The following is a 21,572-nucleotide window of genomic DNA, read 5'->3' on the forward strand; positions in this document are numbered from 1 at the left end:
CATTGTGTATCAACAAGATGAAGCACGTGATTGGAGGAAATGAAGATGTATCAAGATTTAAAAGGGAAAACAGCCATTGTGACAGGTTCTTCTAAAGGGATTGGACAAGCCATCGCCTTGAGGTTTGGACAAGAACAAATGAACGTGGTTGTGAATTATAAAGGTGATGAAGAGGGTGCTGAAGAAACAGTACAAGCCATTCAGCAGCATGGAGGTAGGGCGGTGAAAGTACACGCAGATGTCTCCAAAGAGGAAGGGATTCAGGCGTTAATGGATGCAGCGCTGGAGAATTTTAACGCACTAGATGTGTTCGTCAATAATTCGGGATTTAATGGTGAAGAAGCAATGCCGCATGAAATGACGTTGGAACAATGGCAAAAGGTCATTGATGTGAATATCACAGGCTCATTTTTAGGAGCAAAGGCAGCGATCGCCTATATGATGGAACATGATGTGAAAGGATCAATCTTGAATATATCCAGTGTCCATCAAGAGATCCCGCGTCCGTTCAATGTTCATTACTCTACTTCTAAAGGAGGAATGAATATGATGACGAAGACGCTGGCTCTTGATTATGCCGAAGCGGGTATTCGGGTCAATGCGATTGCACCAGGTACAATGGCAACGGAATCAAATGACGACCTTCAAGATGAACAGAAAAAACAAAAGCAGCTTGAGAAAATTCCAATGAGAACGTTTGGCGATCCAAAGGAGATTGGGTCCGCCGCTGCATTTCTCGTATCGAAAGAAGCTGCCTATATTACAGGTACTACATTATTCGTTGATGGAGGAATGACGCTTTATCCTTCTCAATTAAATGATGAATAATAGAAAAACATCCGCCCCATTAGCCGGCGGATGTTTTTTCTTTGTAGCGGTGTGCTGCTTTTGCTGGTTTGCCGAGCAGCATAGGATACTTGCTCAAGAAGGAGATACATGGCACCATGAGCAGCAATGTACCGATCGTATAAAAGAGCGTCCAAGAAAGCTGCGCTGTATCAGAGATATTGATGCCTAGTCCGTAATAAACAAATGCCTTCATGATATCGATACCGGCAAATTGCAGGACGAGAATCACAATGGAATGACGTCCGAGATACGTCAATATCGTGGACGTTTTCAATTTGAAGCTTAAATAAATAACAGCAGCTGAACCGAGCAGTGCACAAGCATAAAAAATGAATAGATCCCCATAGTCATTGACCCGCATATCAATTCGTGAATTAAAGCTTTGCATATATGCAGTCAGTACAAGCAGACCTGTACATAACAGAAGGGTAGGATCTGTTTTTAATTCCACAAACCATTGTTTTGCTAAAAATCCGATTGAATAAAACACAACAGCCGTTAACGAAACGTTGGCATTCCAAGGGAGACTCTGGTTTAACAATAGCGTGGAAACATATCCGGCTCCGCCGCAAAAGACGGTCAGTAAAATCAATACAGCTGGTTTTCCTTTTGTCAGACGATGCATCAAGAAAAACAACATTTCCACTAAAAAGAGCGTCGTTAAAAACCAGATGGCTGGGTTATGCGTCAGTCTTGCTTCATCGGCATTTGAAATGAAAATTCCCGTAAATGGAACGAAGGGATCAATATCTGTTTGCCCCTTAAAGGCGAAAAATCGGGTCACCGTGAACCAGAAAACGTACGTAATAATGGAGAAATAGAGATAAGGTAAGAGCAAGCTTTTCGCTTTTTTCTGTATAAATGACATAGCAGGTTGTGAGGATGATCGAAACATCATACCTGATAGTAAAAAGAAGAGTGGCATATGAAAAGAATATATAAATTGCTTGAATGAATCAGGAATGGGTACATGTGCCATAACGACGAGCAGAATGCCGATTCCTTTAGCCGCATCCACCCAGTCGAGTCGCTTATTCAAGGCCAGTCATCTCCTTCCTTCTCAGCATTGTAAACCGTTACTTCATATGTACCTCTACTATATAAAAGGTACACCTACCATGCGTTTACAGTTCGCTAACGATTAGAAGACACATTTGCGATCAGATGACAGAAGGAAGCTTTTTGACATCTCGATGTTACATTTCCCGTTTTTTATGACAATGTAAAAAAAGAAGCCAATGAAAGATTGGCTTCAAAATAGTTCTGCGATTCGTTCAAAGGAACGCTGTTTTTCCATTGGATCAAATGAATTGTTTAATATCATCATCTCGTCCGTTTGATAGCGGTCCATTAAGATTTGCAGCTGCTCTTTCACTGTTTGCTTTGAGCCAACAATCATTCGCTGGCGGTTTTGTAACACTTTTTTCTTTTCTTGCTCAGTGTAATGATAGTTCTCTGCTTCTTCTATAGAAGGAACGCGACTGTCCAGCCCTTTTTCAACCCGAAGTAGCCATAAATCTGTACTGGTGGCAATGCGGCTTGCTTCCTCGTCTGTGTCTGCGCAGATCACAAAGACAGCAAACATAGACTGAGGCTGACGTGAGAAAACGGATGGAGAAAAGTGTGACCGATACGCTTCAAAAGCTTGCCGGCCTCGTGCAGGATGAATAAAATGTCCGAAAATATAGTTGATTCCAAGTGATGCCGCCTGGATGGCACTGTTTTCCCCGAGTCCAAGCAACCAGACTGGCGGATAAGAATCAACGAGCGGAGCCGCTTTCACGCCCGCATGACGATGACCGGAAGGCAGGCTGTCAGATAAGTAAAAAAGTAGGTCCTCCAGTTGGCGGTCAAATTGAGATAGTTCTTTCTTCACGCCGTCTGTCAAAGCGAGTCTCGTCCGTTCAATTCCGCCTGGGGATTTACCAACCCCGATCTCAATCCGTCCAGGGTAAAGGGCTTCAAGCTGGCGGGTGACTTCTGCTACTTTAAAAGGGCTGTACTGCGGGAGTAAAATACCCCCAGAGCCTGTACGCAAAGTCGATGTGTGTGAAGCAATATGTGCCATTAATATTTCAGGCGCTGTACTCGCGAGTCCTCTCGTGCTGTGGTGTTCAGCAAACCAATACCGCTCATACCCCAGTGTTTCCGCAAGCTTGGCCAGCTCTGTCGTATGAACCAATGTTTCTTGTGCGGATTGGCCTTTAGGGATGGCGACTTGATCTAATATATGAAGTGATGGCATCATCAACACCCTTTCATCAATACGTTGAATTCTATCCATAAGTATAAAGAAAGTCATGAACGGAAGGAAATGAAAGGGTTTATCACAGCTATGTACATGAATTTTCTATATCAACATATGAAGTGGATGCGCGCCCTGTTTTTAAGTGAGAGGCGGTGTAACGGGAACATTCGACAATGTTTCACATGAAACACTTCTTTTACGACATGAATCATTTTTGTCATGGATCTTTCTTTAAAAAAATATCATCATATTGAAACCTCTTTTATACATAGATCGTATATACTAGTAAATAGAAAAAAGAGTAAGAGGCTCCAATGTCATTTCATGAATTTTGTCGAATTTTCATGTATGATGATTTTAATAGGGTCCATCGCTTAATAAATAGATTTTTATTATGCTGGAGGAGTGATTGATTTGGCGATTACATTAGAAAAAGGTCAACGTATTGATTTAACAAAAGGAAAAGCAGGACTAACCAATATTCTAGTTGGACTTGGCTGGGACCCTGTGTCACAAGGCGGCGGTTTTCTTGGAAAGCTGTTTGGCGGCGGAGGCGGCGCTGATATTGATTGTGACGCTTCAGTGCTGATGCTGAAAAATGATAAGTTTGTTGAAAATAAAGATTTAATTTACTTTGGTAACTTGAAAAGCAAATGCGGCAGTGTTGAGCATACAGGTGACAACCTGACAGGTGAAGGAGACGGAGATGATGAACAAGTCCTCGTCAACTTAAGCAAGGTGCCAGGCAATGTGAATAAATTGGTGTTCGTTGTGAACATTTATGATGCACTTAGAAGAAACCAACACTTTGGTATGATTCAAAATGCTTACATCCGAATTGTTGACCGTTCAAACAATCAAGAATTAGTGAAATATAATTTGAAAGATGAATATGCAGGTAAAACATCATTAATCGTTGGAGAGCTTTATCGCCACGAGAATGAGTGGAAGTTTGTAGCTGTAGGAAATGGTACAAACGATGCGAAGCTTGCCGATATTACGAGAAACTACATTTAATTAGAAGGGAGAGGTTCCTAGTGGGAATTTCTTTAGCGAAAGGTCAAAAAATTGATTTAACAAAAACGAATCCAGGTTTAACAAAAGTAGTCGTAGGTCTTGGCTGGGATGTAAACAAGTATGATGGCGGACATGACTTTGATCTAGACGCAAGCGTATTCCTTTTAGATGCAGCAGGGAAAGCAAACTCTCCATCTGACTTTGTCTTCTACAATCAAACAACTGGCGGTGGCGGAAGTATCGTACATACAGGCGATAACCGTACAGGTGAAGGAGACGGAGATGACGAGCAGGTCAATGTTGATCTTTCAACTGTACCAGCAAGTATTGAGAAAATCTCCTTCGTCATTACAATCCATGATGCAGAAGCACGCAGCCAAAACTTTGGACAGGTGTCTAACGCTTACGTCCGTATTTTAAATGCGGCATCAAATGAAGAGCTCATTCGCTATGATTTGGCAGAAGACTTTTCAATTGAAACAGCGATTATTGTAGGTGAATTATACCGTCACGGCGGAGAGTGGAAATTTTCAGCTGTTGGATCAGGCTATCAAGGCGGACTTGCCCGCATTGCAACAGACTTCGGCTTAGATATCGGGTAACGCCCGTTTTCATATTTTCAGAAGATAGGAGAGATACGAATATGGCGATTCAGCTTTCAAAAGGACAACGTGTCGATTTAACGAAAACCAACCCAGGGCTGACAAAAGTGATGATCGGACTTGGCTGGGATACGAATAAATATTCAGGCGGAGCCGAATTTGATTTGGACGCTTCGGCTTTCTTAGTAGATGCAAACAATCGTTGTCAACAAGATACAGACTTTGTGTTCTATAATAATCTGCAGCATCCAAGCGGCAGTGTCACTCACACCGGTGATAACCGTACGGGTGAAGGAGATGGAGATGACGAGCAAATTCTCGTTGATTTCTCGAAAATTCCTGCTAACATTGATCGTATCGGAATTACAGTTACGATTCATGATGCAGAGGCGCGCAGCCAGAATTTTGGACAAGTCTCTAATGCATTTGTTCGTGTTGTAAATGAAGAGGGCGGGGAAGAATTGATTCGTTTTGATTTAGGGGAGGACTTCTCAATTGAAACAGCTGTCGTCGTATGCGAACTATATAGACACGGCAGCGATTGGAAGTTTAACGCAATCGGAAGCGGATTCTCTGGCGGACTTGCAGCTCTTTGTCAAAATTATGGGTTAGAAGTGTAAAGAGAAGAAACAACTTCATTCAAGAGGCGCTGCCAATGACTCATATGAGGGTATTTTCCAAAGTGAGAAAGAAACAGCGATCAAGAATAACAGCAGGCGAAAGCCTGCTGATGCTTCTACACTTATAGGAGGAAAACCAGTTGGACATTTTGAAACATATGTTGGACACGTATGCCTCGTTTTTTGATTGGCATATGTGGGCAGAGGTATTAACAAACCCTGTCTCTTGGGGGCTTATCGGGACCCTTGTCGTGCTTGAAGGTTTGTTGTCAGCGGATAACGCACTTGTATTAGCTGTTATGGTGAAACATTTACCTGAAAAGCAGCGTAAAAAGGCATTAACCTACGGATTAATTGGCGCTTATTTCTTCCGTTTTCTATTCATTGGCGTAGGGATGCTGCTTATTAAGTTTTGGTGGATTAAGGTTCTAGGCGCTGCATACTTAGCTTGGCTGGTCATTAAGCACTTCTGGTTAGGTGACGGAGATGACGAAGCGAAGGAATTGAAAAAAGAAGGCTGGATGATTCGTGTATTTGGCGTCTTCTGGGCAACTGTTATTTCTGTAGAAATTATGGACCTTGCCTTCTCGGTAGATAGTATTCTTGCTGCATTCGCTGTATCTGAGGAAGTATGGATTCTTCTTTTAGGTGGAATGCTTGGAATTCTGATGATGCGTACAGTGGCACAATTATTCCTTGTGCTCATCGACCGTATACCAGAGCTTGAGAATACGGCATTTATTCTCATTGGAATTATTGCCATCAAAATGGGCTTAAGTGCTGCTCATATTGAAATCCCGCATCTTGCATTCTTTGCGATTATTATCCTAGCGTTTATCGGAACGTTTATTGTTCATAAAATCAATAAGAAGAAGCATCAAGGTGTAACAAACGAAGCTGCAGCTTCAAAAGAAGAATAGGACGATCAAAAAGGAATGGAGTTGACTAGCGGCTCCATCCTTTTTTGAATCATCAAGTCATTACAACAGGAGGTGGCACTGCATGCGATATTTTCGTTTTTTATCAGAGACGAGGCAGCACGATATTTTTTTTAAGCGGCCGGCGGCAGTTCATTCATTGACGCCAAGGCATGTACTTGCGCATGCATTAGGTGCTACTTTGTATATGCCTGCGACAAGACAGGATGTAGCAGACATGCTGCTTTCGCAGAAATATGAAGCGCTTTGCTCTGTTGTGTTTTGCTTGGAGGACGCCATTGGTGATCAGGAAGTGGACATGGCTGAACAGAATATAGTGGCACAATTGACCTGCCTTTCTGAGACAATTCATCACTCTCCAGAAATGGCTGAGCATTTGCCGCTTTTATTTATTCGGGTTCGTTCGCCCAAACAGCTGCTCAAAATGGCAGATTTGCTCGGTCCCTCTCTTCATTTACTAACTGGTTTTGTGTTTCCAAAGTGCTCCGTTCACAATGCAAAGGAATATGTGAACAGTTTGAAACAGGCTTCAGCACAAACTCAGAAAACACTATACGGAATGCCCATTTTAGAAACACCAGATTTACTAGAAAAAGAAACGAGATATCAGGTGTTGTCTGAATTAAAGCAGATCATGCTGAATGATGAGGAATATATTTTGAATATTCGCATTGGGGCAACGGATCTGTGTGGATTATACGGCATTCGCCGTGATCGCGAGACCACCATTTATGAGATCAGAGTCATTGCTGAGTTGATCACAGATATCATCAATTATTTTGGTCGTTCTTTTGTGATATCAGGAGCTGTATGGGAGCATTTTGGACCGGCACGAAAAGAACAAAATCCATTCATCCGTGCAATTTCTAAGAGCGGTGAGTCTTCCTCATCTGAACTCGATCATATGCAAGGTCTGCTCAAAGAGACAAGGCTGGATGTGGTAAATGGTATTCATGGCAAGACAGTCATCCATCCAACACATCTCAAGCCAGTTCAAAGCATGTACGTTGTCACAAAAGAAGAGTACATGGATGCATTAAGTATTTTAGAGCATGCAGATGGTACAGTCGGCGTGATGAAGAGTACCTTCTCTAATAAAATGAACGAAACGAAGCCGCACTATCGCTGGGCGGAAAACATTTTAATGAAGTCAGACATTTACGGGGTGTTTCATGAAAATAGAAGCTATATCGACATACTCACAGAATCAGAAGCCGCATACGCTGAACATCTTGGAACATATGGAGGTGGAGCTTAACCTCAAAGGGGGTACGCTTCAGCTTGAAAAAGAACATCTTTTTGACATGGCGGCACGGGTGAACAAAAAGAGAGCCTTTTTATTTGTTAGTAAGGTGCTCGGGAAACATATGCCTGTTCACCCGTTGAAACCACTCCTCGTCTCAGGTCTTTTGGCAATGGCTTATGCAAAAGAACAAACAGGCAAGACGCCCCCGCATCAAGACGATATAGTAGAAGCACTAAAAACGAATGATCATGTTAAGTTAACCGAAGCCTATGCTGCGCTCAAAAAAGAGAAGCTTTCGGCGGTAAACGAGCCGATTGTGATCGGCTTTGCTGAAACGGCAACTGCGCTTGGTCATGGTGTGTATGACGTCATAGAAGGAGCATCTTACATTCATACGACACGTGAACAGCTGTTGGATCTTGATCCTTCACTCGTATTTGAAGAGGAACATTCTCATGCGACAGATCAGCTTTGCTACGCAGACGACGCCTTACTTCGGACGGATCGCCCGATTGTGCTAGTAGATGATGAGGTCACGACAGGCCGGACAAATATGAACATCATTCGGGATCTGCACGCAAAGCACCCTAGATCCTCTTATACGATTCTATCCATTTTAGATTGGAGAACAGAGGAGCACGAGGAAGCGATGCTTCAGCTTCAAGAGGAGCTAGGTGTAAATATCACATCATTATCTTTATTAAAAGGGCAGATGATGTTTCGGGGGACAACGCTGGATGAGCCTGCTTATTCGTATGAAATTGCTGCGCAAGAGAAAAGACCTGAACTCTCTTTTCATTCTCTTCAACCCTTCTTTAAGCAAGTGCCATATTCACTTTCCCATGCAGTCAATCCGGCGGGGCATTCGCCGTATATCCATGAAACAGGTCGTTTCGGTTTAAGCGCAGCGGACACGGACGCCATTGATCAAGCAACTGCTGAGGCTGGGCTGAAGCTTCAGCGAAAACGAAAAGGAAAACAGACACTCTGCTTAGGAACAGGAGAATTGATGTATGTGCCGATGAGACTTGCAGCTCATATGGGCGAAGGTGTCCTTTTTCATTCGACGACAAGAAGTCCGATTCATCCGGTTGAAAAGGAAGGGTACGCTGTTCAAAACGGATTCGCATTTTTGAGTCCAGAGGATGCCCGCATTCAGCACTACGTGTACAATATCCCTAAAGATCAGTACGATGATGTCTTTTTGTTTTTTGAGAAAAAGGTGTCTCAAGAAGCTTTGATGCCGCTGATCCACTTATTTGCTGAGCGGCATGTGAAGCATGTGCATATTGTGACTTTATCAGATGAGGTGAAGGTGAATGGCTAACGTGTATACAAAGATGGGAAGCTATCCAGAGCAGGACGTAACCTTCTTACTCAAGGATTTATCGTCGATTGAGATGGAGAAAAGTACTGAGGAGCGGGAGCGCTCTATTCAGAGCGGTGCCCATTACTCAGAAATGCTGCCAATTGAATATAAGCCGACGGCATCTTATATGGACTTATTCTATCAATCTCTTGAAGAAAGTAAGCAAAAGGTAGCGGAAGCCGTAGCGGTTGTCGCAGAACAAATTGTGAAAAAGCGAGGATTTCAAACCGTTCTTTGCAGCTTGGCACGGGCTGGGACACCAATCGGGGTGCTCATTAAACGGTATATCAGAAAGACGTATGGTCTCGATTTGCCGCATTATAGCATCTCTATTATTCGTGACCGTGGAATAGATGAAAATGCGCTACATTATATACTCAAAGAACATCCAGGTTTTGAGATTGCCTTTATTGATGGTTGGACTGGAAAGGGTGCTATTTCCAAAGAGCTTCAAAAAGCGGTGCTTGATTTTGAACAGAAGTATGGAATTCGTCTTTCGAGTGAGTTAGCTGTGCTTGCTGATCCTGGTTATTGTACAAATGTTTACGGAACGAGAGAGGATTTCCTCATTCCAAGTGCCTGCTTGAATTCAACGGTCTCTGGTCTAGTTAGTCGAACGGTGCTAAACAACCGCTGGATCCATGCCGATGATTTCCATGGGGCCAAGTATTATGAAGAGCTCATTGATGAGGATGTCTCTAATCTGTACGTGAATACAATTGAAGAAGCATTTTCTGAACTTAAGGCAAATGTACAAGAGAAAGCAGAGACTCTGCTCGCACAAGGAACGCCTCCTGACTGGCGGGGGATGACCTCCATTGAAGCAATTGGTCAGGAGTTCAAAATAGACAATACACATTTGATTAAGCCGGGCGTCGGTGAGACGACCCGTGTGCTGCTCAGAAGAGTCCCTTGGAAAATACTCATTCAGCCTGGATCTCGGGAAAAGCTCAAGCACATTTTACTACTCGCAGAGGACAGAGGCGTGCCCGTCATTGAATATGCCAACATGTCCTACACATGCTGCGGGCTCATCCGCCCGTTGGAGCAATCGTCATGAAGAACATCGCATTTGCCAGTGATTTAGACCGGACACTGATATACTCACATCGAATGCTTGAGCAGTATGCATACAAGGGAGCATACGAATTAATTGAGGTGCTGGACGACCGGCCGCTTTCCTATGTGTCGATTGAAACGAAAGCATCCTTACAGGCAATTCATCAAGCAGGCTGGTTTATCCCAGTGACGACAAGAACGACAGCACAATTTGAACGAATCACTCTCTTTCAGCAAGAGATTAAACCAGAGTATGCCGTCACGACAAACGGCGGCTGTATCCTTCATCACGGCAAGCCACTTGAGGAGTGGCAGGCGATTGTAGATGAGAGACTGCAAGAGTGTATGCCAGTGATAGATATGCTGCGGGCGATCTCTGAACTTCCGGTTGCCGCTTGGGTGAAACGTACTCGAACAGCTGAGGGAAGATTTCTTTATTTAATTATGAAAGACGAGTTTCTTTCTCATATTCCGCTCGCTGAATTAAGGCTGTGGGGTGAGGAGAGAGGCTGGCAAGTTTCCCTTCAGGGCCGAAAGCTGTATTTTATTCCAAAGCCGCTCAATAAGTGGGCTGCTGTTGCTTTTCTAAAAGAAAGGCTACACCTTGAATATGTATATGGTGCGGGCGACTCCTTGTTAGATGCTGATCTCATACGTCAAGCGGATAAAGGCTTCGCTCCGAGTCATGGGGAAGTCTTAGATGTTGATCTATCGCTTGAACCGACGACAGCCTCTGGCATGGCGGCGGCAGACGAAATCGTCGCTTCTGTCGCAAAGAAGATGAACACAGCAAAAAAGCCTTCGATTCGATAGCAGAAGTAGAAGGCTGAATGATATGATAGTAGTAGCTTTCGAGAAAATATAGGAGAAAGGAAGGAGCGGCGTGAGTTATAAAGAAATCAATGTAACCCAGACACGGGCGAAACAGGAAGCCTGGAAAAACCTGCTGAAAAAGCCGCTCCCTGAACGAGACGGCTACGTCAAGGACGAGCACACTTTATCCTTGCCGCGTCTCGCTGCCCGCGTCCTTGGAACTCCGCATGATGCAACCGATTATTTTATTTATTTACATGAATTATACGAAACTGACGGCATGCATATTTTAAGTGAAACCCTCAACCGGCATATTGAGCCGGAGCACTTTCAAGCGCTCCAGCGGATTCATATGATCAATCAGGAAGAAAAGGGATTGTCCGTGAATCGATTTGTGGCTTTCTTAGACGGTGAACAGCTCATTGTCCGTCATCCAAACCCAGTGATGAACCGGCATATTCGCCTTTCGTTAATCCAGGTGTTTGAACATTTCAAGCAGTTGCATGAAGGGGGATTCCAGCATCCTGATTTCCGCCGCGTGCTGCTAGATGTAGTGAAGTTTTCAAATAATCATCTAGGACCATGGCTGAAGGAAGTCAATATGGAAGAAAAAATGCCAGCTGTCATTTGGTATGGAGAGGCGAATAAAAGTCAGCTTTATTTTCTTTACTATGTCATGCTGATTGGTTGTGATGTGGTGCTGTTTCATCCAGAGGGCAAGGATCAATTTCGTGAATTAGATCCAGAAGAAAAGCTGACTTTTATTGATCAGTATCCAGGGACGTCAAAGCTTGAACCGTTCCCTACTGAAAAGCCTGAGAGGAAATCAACGGTGGCGTATCGTTCGACAAGAGAGCTTGAAGAGGTACTTCACACAGAAGATTCCATGCTGTATAAGCCATGGCAATTCAGAGATCATACCCCTCATTCTATTACGCTAAAGACAACGTATGATGAGCTGTTTTTAATTGCAAAGGAACGGTCGTTTATCCGCCCGAATTTCAAAGCAGACCGTGACACCATACAGATTCCGAATCTATTTGCGAAGATGATGGGGGTGACGAGAGACAAGCGAGAATATTGGGACCGTATCCATACGCTAATGGAGGGGAAAGAAACGAAAACGATTCGTCATTTCCCTTTCACACAAGAAGTGTCTTCGAATTATCAATTTCATTATCAGCATGCACTTTCTAAAGCAGGAGAGGTTGACCCTGGTTTGTTAATGAAAAGCAATGTGTGGCAGTTCTCGCATTTGTATGAGGGCACGCAGCGTGCGATCGCAGAGGCCATTTCTCGAATTTGTCAGCATCCGAAGCTGTTAAAAGAAGGTCATGAGACCGAATTAGATGTGCGTATTTATTTATTCAAGCAGCTTTTGCATATGAACCAAGATGTAATTGAACTCATCCAAACCTTTGATTATGCCCAGACCGTACCGAAAGTGATTTTATACCATACGGAATATAATGGTGAGCTGACTCGTTCTGATGCGGCTGCCCTGATTTTCCTAAATGAAATGGGTGTGGATCTCTTCGTGTATCATCCCGCCGGCTATCAGTGTATAGAGCGGTATATAGACGATCAATTATTTGATACACATTGGCTTGATGAAATGGTCATGAACCAAGAGTTTAAAGAGCCGTCCATTGTGAGAAAGTTATTTCAATCCATTAAAAACCGATAAGGAGATCAAAGCTTATGACAAATACAAACGGAAATGACATCATTTCAATTGATAAAGAGGAAATCACGATTGAAAAGGCAGACGATATTCGCGTTCAGCTGCGCAATGAACCAGAAGTCCAAAACATTGCGAGACAGATTGATGCCAAAAATCAGCTTGAACTGCTTGAATACGGAAAACAGCCGGCTGTCGAAATCTCTAAGTTTTCTGACCGTATCCTCTCTATGATGCGTTCAACAAGTGTCACAGACTCTGGAACGATGCTTACACAGCTTGGAAAGATCATGGATCGTTTTGATAAAAATGATTTTGACGAGCCTAAGGGCGGTTTGTTATCAAAAATCTTTAAACGCGGTGGCAGCATGATCGAGAAGATTTTCAGCAAATATCAAACGCTCGGTGCAGAAATTGAAAAAATCAATGTGGAAATCAGTAAATACAAAGATGAAATGACCAAATCGACGGTTACGCTTGAAGAAATGTATGAGCATAACATTCAATACTATATGGAGCTTGAAAAGTATGTCGTCGCAGGGCAAATGAAGATCGAAGAATTAAAACAATTGGTTCCTTCTTATGAAGAAAAAGCGGCGGGGGGAAACCAGCTGGCACAAATGGAGCTAGATACGCTTCGTAATGGGATTCAAGCGCTTGAAGAGCGTGTATATGATCTTGATATGGCACGGATGGTGGCACTTCAAACGGCACCGCAAATCCGTTTGCTGCAGCGTGGTAATACGAAATTAATCGGGAAAATTAACTCTGCCTTCATCATTACGATTCCGATTTTCAAAAATGGAATCATTCAAGCGGTAACAGCGAAGAGACAAAAGCTTGTGGCTGATTCCATGAGTGAACTGGACAGAAGAACGAATGAAATGCTGAAACGAAATGCTGAAAATATCTCAAGTCAAAGTGTTGAGATTGCTAAATTATCAGGTCGTCCAAGCATCGACATTGAAACGATCGAATCATCCTTTAATACGATTGTACAAGGGATGAAAGAGACGAAGCAGATTGAAGAAGAAAACAAACGATTACGTGAGGACGGAACAAAACGTATGCTTGAACTTCAAGATAATATTAAGAGAGCTGCCCTAGAGTCCTAAAAAAACAGGCTGTCTGTAACGAAAGTTGCAGGCAGTTTTTTCATGAATTTGATTAAAATTTGAGAAAAAAGGTTTTTATGTGACCTTTTTCGGGTAAATCCTGTTCAGGGGCATGGTTCACCCATGAAAGAAAAAGCCCGCTACCACAAGGATTCGACTTATTTTTTAGCACAATAAGGGATTTTCAGTAAAATATTGTCTGGTGAGAGGAAATACCCCGTAAAATATGTAGTTTATGAAGCATTCTATAGGATTTACGAGTAATACGGCGTATAAACTGTAATCACCAGACCTCTATATGGAATTCATACATATTGTACGGAAATAAGCGAATTCTAAAGATTGTTCGCATCATAACGCTTATGTTACGGTTATAAAGATGCTAATTTGGAGGGAAAAAATGAATTCTGAAGAGAGAAAGATCAAAATCAAGATAAATAATGTATCTAAAATTTTCGGTAAAAATGCTAAAAAAGCATCTCAAATGCTTGAAAAAGGGAAGACAAAAAGAGAAATCCTAAAAGAGACCGGCGCAACAGTTGGTGTCAATCGAGCAAATTTTGATGTGTATGACGGCGAGATATTTGTCATCATGGGGCTATCAGGGAGCGGAAAGTCCACACTTGTGCGGCTGCTGAATAGGTTAATCGAACCAACCTCCGGCGAAATTTATATTGATGGGGATATGATAACAAATATGTCAAAGGATCAATTGCGTGAAGTCAGACGGAAAAAGATCAGCATGGTCTTCCAAAACTTCGCATTGTTCCCGCATCGTACCATTCTGGAGAATACAGAATACGGGCTTGAATTGCAAGGTGTAGAGAAAGAACAGCGCCGCTCTAAAGCGCTTGAATCTTTAAAGCTTGTTGGACTTGAAGGTTTTGAAGAGCAGTACCCAAATCAATTAAGTGGCGGTATGCAGCAGCGTGTTGGATTGGCACGTGCACTAGCTAATGACCCTGATATTTTGTTAATGGATGAAGCATTCAGCGCACTAGATCCATTAATTCGTAAAGACATGCAGGATGAATTGCTTGAGCTTCATACGTCTGTAGGAAAAACAATTATTTTCATCACGCATGATTTAGATGAAGCGCTTCGTATTGGCGACCGCATTGTCCTCATGAAAGACGGGAATATCGTTCAAATCGGAACACCAGAAGAAATTCTGATGAACCCATCGAACGAGTATGTTGAACGTTTCGTTGAAGATGTAGACCTTTCTAAAGTATTAACCGCTGGTCATATTATGAAACGTGCAGAAACAGTTCAGATTGATAAAGGGGCACGTGTTGCGCTCACGCTCATGAAGAACCTTGGTATTTCGTCTATCTATGCAGTTGATAAGAAAAAGCATTTATTAGGTGTTATTTCTGCACAAGCAGCGAAAAAAGCGGCAGAAACGGGTGCGTCGCTAGAAACTGTTCTTGATAAAGAATTTACGACAGTATTGGAATCAACGTATTTAACAGAGATCTTTGATGCAGTATCTGATGCGGCAAATATTCCAATTGCCGTTGTAGATGAGAAAAATAGAATGAAGGGTATTGTGGTCAGAGGTGCATTGATTGGTGCATTATCAGGAAATGATGAATATATCAACATGTCTTCTAACAAGCTAGAGGAAATTAAAGCACAAGAGCCTTCTGCACAGGAGGTAGAATAAGATGTTTAGTATGAGTGATTTACCTAGAATTCCGTTCGCGGATTATATCGATCAATTTGTTGACTGGTTAACATTAACCTTTGGTGGTTTCTTTGATGGCATCACAAATGGATTAGCTGGAACAGTAAATGGTATTGTAGCTGCACTTGGCGTCATTCCATCTATTATTTTAACGCTTATCTTTGCTGGCATTGCTTGGTGGATCAGTACAAGAGGAGTTGCTCTTTTCACACTTATTGGATTCTTACTGATCGACTATTTAGGCTACTGGCAGCCAATGCTTCAAACGCTTGCGCTCGTTCTGACAGCTGTGGTCATTTCTATCGTGATCGGGGTTCCGATCGGTATTTGGGCATCACAGAAGGAAACGGTGCGTAAAATTGTCACACCTATTTTAGACTTAATGCAGACAATGCCTGCATTCGTATACCTTTTACCAGCGATCTTCTTCTTTAACATCGGAGTAGTACCTGGCGTTGTGGCATCTGTTATTTTCTCTATGCCGCCAACGATTCGTATGACCATTTTGGGGATTAAACAAGTACCATCTGATTTGATTGAAGCAACAGAAGCTTTTGGTTCTACGACATTCCAGCGTTTGTTCAAAGTTCAGCTTCCACTTGCTACAAAAACCATCTTAGCTGGTATTAACCAAAGTATCATGCTTGCTCTATCCATGGTCGTCATTGCGGCAATGGTTGGTGCACCAGGACTTGGTTCGGAAGTATATAGTGCGGTAACACAGCTGAAAACAGGGATTGGTTTTGAAGCTGGTATTGCCATTGTTATCGTAGCGATTACACTGGATCGTATTACACAAAACATTAAAACGAAAAAAACCAGGGGGAATGCTTAATGTGGAAAAAGTCTCTCTACATTGGGATGACCGCCCTGCTTGTCTTTTTACTAGCCGCTTGTGGTGCAAAGTCGGACTCAAATGCGAGTGCAGCACAGCAAGTGAATAAAACCATTATCGGGATTGATCCGGGTTCAGGTATTATGGCGCTGACGGATCAAGCGAAAAAGGACTACGGTTTAGAGGATTGGACGGTTGTATCTGCCTCAAGTGCAGCGATGACAGCGACATTGAAGAAATCGTATGACCGTAAAAAACCGATTATCATCACTGGCTGGAATCCTCACTGGATGTTTTCCCGCTACGATTTGAAATATTTAGATGATCCGAAAAAATCATATGGTGACGAAGAAGAAATTCACACCATTTCTCGTAAAGGATTTGCGAAGGATCAGCCGGAAGCAGCCAAAATGCTCAGTCAGTTTAAATGGTCTCAAGATGATATGGGTGAAGTGATGCTTGATATTCAGGATGGCGTCAAACCAAAGGATGCTGCAGTTAAATATGTGAAAAAGCATAAAGATCAAGTAGCGAAATGGACAAAAGGCGTGAAAAAGTCAAACGGTGACAAAATCAATCTTGCCTACGTTGCGTGGGATAGTGAGATTGCAAGTACCAATGTGGCCGCAGAGGTATTGCGTGAACTTGGCTTTAAAGTGACCTTGACTCAGGTTGAAGCGGGCCCAATGTGGACAGCAATTGCAACCGGAAGTGCTGATGCATCATTATCTGCATGGCTTCCAAATACGCATAAAACGTATGCAGCGAAGTTTAAAGGAAAATATGATGATCTCGGTACAAGTATGAAGGGTCTTCGCATGGGTCTCGTTGTTCCGACTTATATGAAAAACGTCAACTCGATCGAAGATTTGAAAAAATAGCCAATTGTATAACAGTTCCCTTATAATAGAAGGGAGCATATGGAAAAAGCAGTCTGCTCAAAAAGCGACTGCTTTTTCTTATATATAAGGATGGTGGATGAGTTGTCGATGGTGGAAAAACCAATGATGATTTTCCTGCACGGTGGAGGCGTAAGCAGCTGGATGTGGCAGGAGCATATGGAAATATTCAAGGAAACGTATGAATGCTATACCCCTGATTTTATTGGTCACGGGACAAGAGCAAATGAAACGTCGTTTTCCATGCGAGAAAGTGCTTATGAAATCATTTCATGGATAAAGGAGCATGCACATGGCCGTACAGTCATTCTAATTGGCTTCTCTCTAGGTGCACAGGTAGCCGTTGATGTGTTATCGAGAGAGCCAGACATCGCAGACATCGCCATCATCAATAGCGCCCTTGTGTTGCCATTACCATGGCTCTATTTGATGGTAAGGCCCATTTTACCTCTTACATATCCGTTATTAAAGAAAGATTGGTTCATCCAGCTGCAAGCAGAAAAGATGGGACTTCCAAACGATGTACTGGATCATTATGCAGCGGATTCCAAACAATTGCAGAAGAAGACGTTGCTTACGATGTTTCAAGAAAATCTTCATTACAAGCTCCCTGAGACGTTTCAACAAGCGAAGGCACGGATTCTTGTGACAGTGGGAGAAAAGGAAAAGGGCATTATGACTAGGTCAGCAGAAAAAATCACGAATGCACACCCGAATGCAGCCGGGTTCATCGTTCCTGACATTGGACATACGTTTACTTTTGAAAAGAAAGAACTTTTTGTCGACATGATCAAAAGCTTTATAGAAGCGCGTGCGTTACCAGAGGAATTAAAGGAAATAAGGAAGCTAGGCCATTTAGAAAGTAAAGATGAGCATAAAAGGGGCAGGCATGTATAAGACACTGTATGATATAGATATAAAACGCTTACAGATGAATGGGTGTAGTGGTGGAAGCTCGTAAGTGAGCCATGAAGGAGGAAGCATGAGTAAAAACTATATCATATTTGGTGCGAGTCAAGGATTAGGGGATGCCTTTGTAAAAGGTCTTCCTTCAAGTGGAGATACAGTATGGATTGTGTCACGAAGTGAACCAAGCAGTTTGAACATAGACGATGGGGTGCGTAGAATTTGGCTGAAGATCGATTTATCAAGCCAAACCCATATCCCTTTTATGCTCGAAGCATTGAAGAATCAAACAATTGATGTACTTATTTATAACGTAGGCTTATGGGAGAAACGCGGCTTTGAAGATGATTATTCTTTCGATCTTGATCAACCGGAGGATATCGCTCATTTAATCAATGTGAACGTTACCTCAACGATTACCTACATCCAAGCTCTGCTTCCGCATGTAAGGACATCTGGGAATGGAAAGATCATCGTCATTGGTTCTACTGCGGGACTTGACCATACGAATTTGTCTCAGGTTTCTTTTGTTGCTTCTAAATTTGGGCTTCGTGGTATTGTGAACGCACTAAGAGAGCACGTAAGGAAAGATAAAATATCCGTTACCTGTATCAATCCAGGGGAGCTGGCGGCAGAAGTTCCGTACGAAGATGGCGCTGAAAAAGCCATTGCTCTGTATGATGAAACGAGAATACCTGTACAAGATATTGTCGAGCTTGCGAGATGTGTTATTCATCTATCAAGGGTGTCCTGTGTGAAAGAAATCAATGTCCCGGCAATGACAGATGTGAATGCGTAAAATAAAGGAGACCACCCGCTTCAGGAAAGACGGGTGGTCTCCTTTATTTTAAGATGAATGCTGCTGAAGTGTTTCGTATACAGCTTCCGTCAAAATCTCAATGCCGGTAAAAATCGCAGAGCGATCGAATGTCATATAAGGGTGATGAAGCCCAGGTTTTAAATCACAGCCTAAACCGAGCATCGTCGATTTAATATGCGAAACCTTTGCTGCATAAAAATGAAAGTCCTCTCCGCCTGTCGTCACGATCGGTGGATCGAGCTGTTCTTTGCCTAGCACTTGCTCTATGGCATGTGACATGATCTCCACAGCTTCTTCATTTAATGTCGCAGCTGGAAGACGATGATCAGTTGAAAGTGTGATAGAGGCGCCAAAAGCATCCGCTACAGAATGGCATGCTCTTTCAATTTCCTTTTCTAATTCATCCATCACTTCGTTTGTCTGCGCCCGAACGTCGAGTGTAAAAGAGGCCTTGCCAGGTATGATGTTGGAGCTGCCGCCGCCTGCATTTAAATTGGTCATTTTCACAGAATGGGCGACTCGTGGATCGACATGGATATGTGCCAGTCTCTGCACAAGCGTAGATGCAACTTCAATGACGTTGACCCCAAGATGCGGGCGTGCACCGTGAGCTTCCTCCCCTAGAATGGTCCCGACGTAATGATTACTTGATCCGTGCAAAATGGCAGGAGCGCAGCGTCCGTTTAAGGTTTCTTGAATTGGGCGCACATGCACCCCGTATAAATAATCGACGTCAGCTAACACACCTTTTTCGATCATCTTTAAAGCGCTGCCTCCTCTTTCTTCGGCAGGCTGAAAAATGAATCGGATCGTGCCACTTGGAAGTTCTTTATCTTTCAATGCCATGAATGTCCCAAGTGCCATCGTCATATGAGCATCGTGTCCGCATGAATGGTTGGCTTGAAATACGCCATCTACTTCCTGCCACAATGCGTCAATATCGGCTCTCACAGCGACTACTGGTGCGCCTTCCCCAATTTCACCGATTACCCCTGTACAGTCTTCAAATGTTCTCGTTTTACAGCCTAATTTCTTTAATAGATCTTCAATATAAGCAGTCGTATTTGTCTCTTCCCAGCTGATTTCTGGATGGGCGTGCAGATGTTCAAAGATGTCTGTCACGGTTTGTTTCATCTCGTTTGTCAAAGTTGTCATGAGAAGCCTCCTTGCTGACAGATAATCTGCCAAAACATTCTTTTAGTGAAATAATATTGATCTTAAATATCATCAGTGTTTATAATATAACAAATCATTTGATTATTCTGAAAATTAAGTGAAATTTCGATCGGGACAAAGGGGTTTTGACAGATGAAAACAGCGACAGTATCAGCACCTGAGAAACAAAAAAGAAAACTTCAGATGCCGGATGCATATGTACTCTTATTTATGATTGCTTTAATTTGTACGATCGCAACGTATTTTGTACCAGCCGGTGAATTTGATCGAAAAACGTCAGGAGAAATCACAACAGCTGTTCCTGGCAGTTATCACCGTATAGATCAATCACCAGTTAGTCCGGTTGGTTTTTTTACAGCGATTCAAGAAGGGATGGTTGGTTCATCCTCTATTATTTTTCTGATTCTTTTTACTGGCGGAACCATTGCGATTTTGGAAAAGACAGGTGCCATTAACGGGATGATTCACAATGTCATCAGCCGGTTCCAAACGAAACAGCTATTGTTTATTTGTATTGTTGGCGGATTGTTTTCTGTACTTGGGACGACCGGAATTGTGGTGAACTCGGTCATTGGTTTTATTCCTATTGGAATCATTGTGGCACGTTCTTTAAAGTGGGATGCAGTGGCGGGAGCGGCGGTTATTTACATCGGCTGTTATGCAGGTTTTAACGCAACCATTTTGTCTCCATCTCCATTAGGTTTATCACAAACGATTGCAGAACTGCCGATTTTTTCTGGTATTGGTCTGCGTGTCATCATTTATCTTTGTTTTCTCCTATCTAGTATTGTGTACATCTATTTATATACAAAACGCTTGAAAAATAAAGAAAAGGGAAGCCTGCTTGGTGACGAGTGGTTTCCAGCTAAAGGGCTAGGAGGAGCTGATGCGGAATCTGTGGACAAGCCTGAATTCACCGGCAGACATAAGCTGATTTTAGCGGTGTGTGGTTTGTCGCTTGGGGGTTTTTTGTATGGTGCGCTTCAGCTTGGCTGGACCGATAAGGAAATGGCTGGTGTGTTTATTTTCATGGCAATTGCTGCTGGCCTGCTTGGCGGATTAGCTGCCAATGATATTGCAAAAACGTTTATTGTCGGCTGTCAAAGCCTTGTATACGGCGCACTCATTGTCGGCATGGCACGCTGCATTTCAGTCATTTTAGAAAATGGCAAGCTGCTTGATACTGTGGTGAATGGGCTTGCGAGTATGCTGACAGGGTTTAGTCCAATCGCTGGTGCGATCGGCATGTATATCGCCAGTGCGCTCCTTCACTTTTTGATTTCATCAGGGTCAGGGGAAGCGGTTGTCTTTATACCGATTCTTGCGCCGCTTGCTGATTTAATGGGTATCACGAGACAAGTAGCGGTAGAAGCAGTGATGCTCGGTGAAGGGGTGGTCAACTGCGTGAATCCGACTTCAGGTGTGTTGATGGCTGTCTTGGCTGCAAGTGGGATTCCATACGTGAAATGGCTGCGTTTTATGGTGCCGCTTGCGCTCATTTGGTTCGTCATCGGCCTTGTCTTTATTTGTATCGGTGTCATGATCAATTGGGGACCTTATTAAATAAGAAAGAAGCTGCCAAAGAGTGTTTGGCAGCTTTTTTCTTATGAGAAAATGTATGGGGACAGCGGTTTAAAACCACAATAAGAGTGTTCACAAAATGGCTACATTATTTTTTTGAGCAATCCC

General features: G+C 42.9%; 20 protein-coding genes. 17 read left to right on the forward strand and 3 right to left on the reverse strand.

What is annotated here, in order from left to right; translation table 11 throughout:
- Positions 1-45: 45 nt before the first annotated feature.
- Complete coding sequence (locus MHI58_RS01615) at positions 46-828, forward strand: glucose 1-dehydrogenase (protein WP_017366553.1); 783 nt, start codon at positions 46-48, stop codon at positions 826-828.
- A 19-nt stretch (positions 829-847) separates the two neighbouring features.
- On the opposite strand, the gene MHI58_RS01620 is transcribed toward MHI58_RS01615, so the two are convergent.
- Together MHI58_RS01620 and MHI58_RS01625 are read right to left on the reverse strand one after the other, a co-directional pair.
- The gene (locus MHI58_RS01620) at positions 848-1,888 is read right to left on the reverse strand and encodes an acyltransferase family protein (RefSeq protein WP_368004360.1); all 1,041 of its coding nucleotides are present in this window, start codon (positions 1,886-1,888) and stop codon (positions 848-850) included.
- 213 nt (positions 1,889-2,101) lie between these two features.
- Positions 2,102-3,094 (reverse strand): LLM class flavin-dependent oxidoreductase, encoded by a 993-nt coding sequence (locus tag MHI58_RS01625; protein WP_045034624.1) that lies wholly within the window; start codon positions 3,092-3,094, stop codon positions 2,102-2,104.
- A 417-nt stretch (positions 3,095-3,511) separates the two neighbouring features.
- Between MHI58_RS01625 and MHI58_RS01630 the strand changes: the two genes are divergently transcribed.
- From MHI58_RS01630 to MHI58_RS01700, 15 genes are all read left to right on the forward strand, one after another.
- Positions 3,512-4,114: a TerD family protein gene (locus tag MHI58_RS01630; protein ID WP_008342134.1), complete on the forward strand. Its 603-nt coding sequence runs from the start codon at positions 3,512-3,514 to the stop codon at positions 4,112-4,114.
- A gap of 20 nt (positions 4,115-4,134) precedes the next feature.
- Positions 4,135-4,716: a TerD family protein gene (locus MHI58_RS01635; RefSeq protein WP_008342133.1), complete on the forward strand. Its 582-nt coding sequence runs from the start codon at positions 4,135-4,137 to the stop codon at positions 4,714-4,716.
- 41 nt (positions 4,717-4,757) lie between these two features.
- Positions 4,758-5,336, forward strand: coding sequence for a TerD family protein (locus MHI58_RS01640; RefSeq protein WP_007498343.1), 579 nt, complete (start codon positions 4,758-4,760; stop codon positions 5,334-5,336).
- Positions 5,337-5,476: 140 nt separating this feature from the next.
- Positions 5,477-6,256, forward strand: coding sequence for a TerC family protein (locus MHI58_RS01645; protein WP_007498342.1), 780 nt, complete (start codon positions 5,477-5,479; stop codon positions 6,254-6,256).
- An 82-nt stretch (positions 6,257-6,338) separates the two neighbouring features.
- The gene (locus MHI58_RS01650; RefSeq protein ID WP_025206690.1) at positions 6,339-7,532 is read left to right on the forward strand and encodes an HpcH/HpaI aldolase/citrate lyase family protein; all 1,194 of its coding nucleotides are present in this window, start codon (positions 6,339-6,341) and stop codon (positions 7,530-7,532) included.
- The gene (locus MHI58_RS01655) at positions 7,516-8,847 is read left to right on the forward strand and encodes a phosphoribosyltransferase family protein (RefSeq protein WP_045034623.1); all 1,332 of its coding nucleotides are present in this window, start codon (positions 7,516-7,518) and stop codon (positions 8,845-8,847) included. Before MHI58_RS01650 ends, MHI58_RS01655 begins: the two co-directional genes overlap by 17 nt.
- Complete coding sequence (locus MHI58_RS01660; protein WP_041508200.1) at positions 8,840-9,949, forward strand: cysteine protease StiP family protein; 1,110 nt, start codon at positions 8,840-8,842, stop codon at positions 9,947-9,949. The genes MHI58_RS01655 and MHI58_RS01660 overlap by 8 nt, the downstream gene beginning before the upstream one ends.
- Positions 9,946-10,761 (forward strand): HAD family hydrolase, encoded by an 816-nt coding sequence (locus MHI58_RS01665; RefSeq protein WP_041508201.1) that lies wholly within the window; start codon positions 9,946-9,948, stop codon positions 10,759-10,761. The genes MHI58_RS01660 and MHI58_RS01665 overlap by 4 nt, the downstream gene beginning before the upstream one ends.
- A gap of 70 nt (positions 10,762-10,831) precedes the next feature.
- Positions 10,832-12,448 carry a YceG family protein gene (locus tag MHI58_RS01670; RefSeq protein ID WP_045034622.1) on the forward strand — a complete coding sequence of 539 codons (1,617 nt, stop codon included), beginning with the start codon at positions 10,832-10,834 and terminating at the stop codon, positions 12,446-12,448.
- 14 nt (positions 12,449-12,462) lie between these two features.
- The gene (locus tag MHI58_RS01675) at positions 12,463-13,557 is read left to right on the forward strand and encodes a toxic anion resistance protein (protein ID WP_024719000.1); all 1,095 of its coding nucleotides are present in this window, start codon (positions 12,463-12,465) and stop codon (positions 13,555-13,557) included.
- Positions 13,558-13,957: 400 nt separating this feature from the next.
- Positions 13,958-15,226, forward strand: a complete 1,269-nt coding sequence (gene opuAA, locus MHI58_RS01680; protein ID WP_045034621.1) for a glycine/proline betaine ABC transporter ATP-binding protein OpuAA — start codon at positions 13,958-13,960, stop codon at positions 15,224-15,226.
- A gap of 10 nt (positions 15,227-15,236) precedes the next feature.
- Positions 15,237-16,082, forward strand: a complete 846-nt coding sequence (gene opuAB / locus MHI58_RS01685; protein ID WP_024718999.1) for a glycine/proline betaine ABC transporter permease subunit OpuAB — start codon at positions 15,237-15,239, stop codon at positions 16,080-16,082.
- Complete coding sequence (locus tag MHI58_RS01690; RefSeq protein WP_368004361.1) at positions 16,082-16,963, forward strand: glycine betaine ABC transporter substrate-binding protein; 882 nt, start codon at positions 16,082-16,084, stop codon at positions 16,961-16,963. The genes opuAB and MHI58_RS01690 overlap by 1 nt, the downstream gene beginning before the upstream one ends.
- Positions 16,964-17,002: 39 nt before the next feature.
- Complete coding sequence (locus MHI58_RS01695) at positions 17,003-17,878, forward strand: alpha/beta fold hydrolase (protein ID WP_046526592.1); 876 nt, start codon at positions 17,003-17,005, stop codon at positions 17,876-17,878.
- Positions 17,879-17,963: 85 nt separating this feature from the next.
- The gene (locus tag MHI58_RS01700; protein ID WP_046526591.1) at positions 17,964-18,686 is read left to right on the forward strand and encodes an SDR family oxidoreductase; all 723 of its coding nucleotides are present in this window, start codon (positions 17,964-17,966) and stop codon (positions 18,684-18,686) included.
- 48 nt (positions 18,687-18,734) lie between these two features.
- On the opposite strand, the gene MHI58_RS01705 is transcribed toward MHI58_RS01700, so the two are convergent.
- On the reverse strand, positions 18,735-19,862 hold the full coding sequence (locus MHI58_RS01705; RefSeq protein ID WP_368004362.1) for a M20 peptidase aminoacylase family protein: 1,128 nt from the start codon (positions 19,860-19,862) through the stop codon (positions 18,735-18,737).
- Between the two features lie 153 nt (positions 19,863-20,015).
- Here MHI58_RS01705 and MHI58_RS01710 point away from each other — a divergent pair, with 153 nt between their 5' ends.
- A complete protein-coding gene (locus MHI58_RS01710; protein WP_007498311.1) occupies positions 20,016-21,446 on the forward strand; it encodes a YfcC family protein in 1,431 nt (476 codons plus the stop codon).
- The last annotated feature ends 126 nt before the right edge of the window (positions 21,447-21,572 follow it).

The organism is Bacillus sp. FSL K6-2869 (genome assembly GCF_040869405.1).
GTDB lineage: Bacteria > Bacillota > Bacilli > Bacillales > Bacillaceae > Bacillus > Bacillus altitudinis.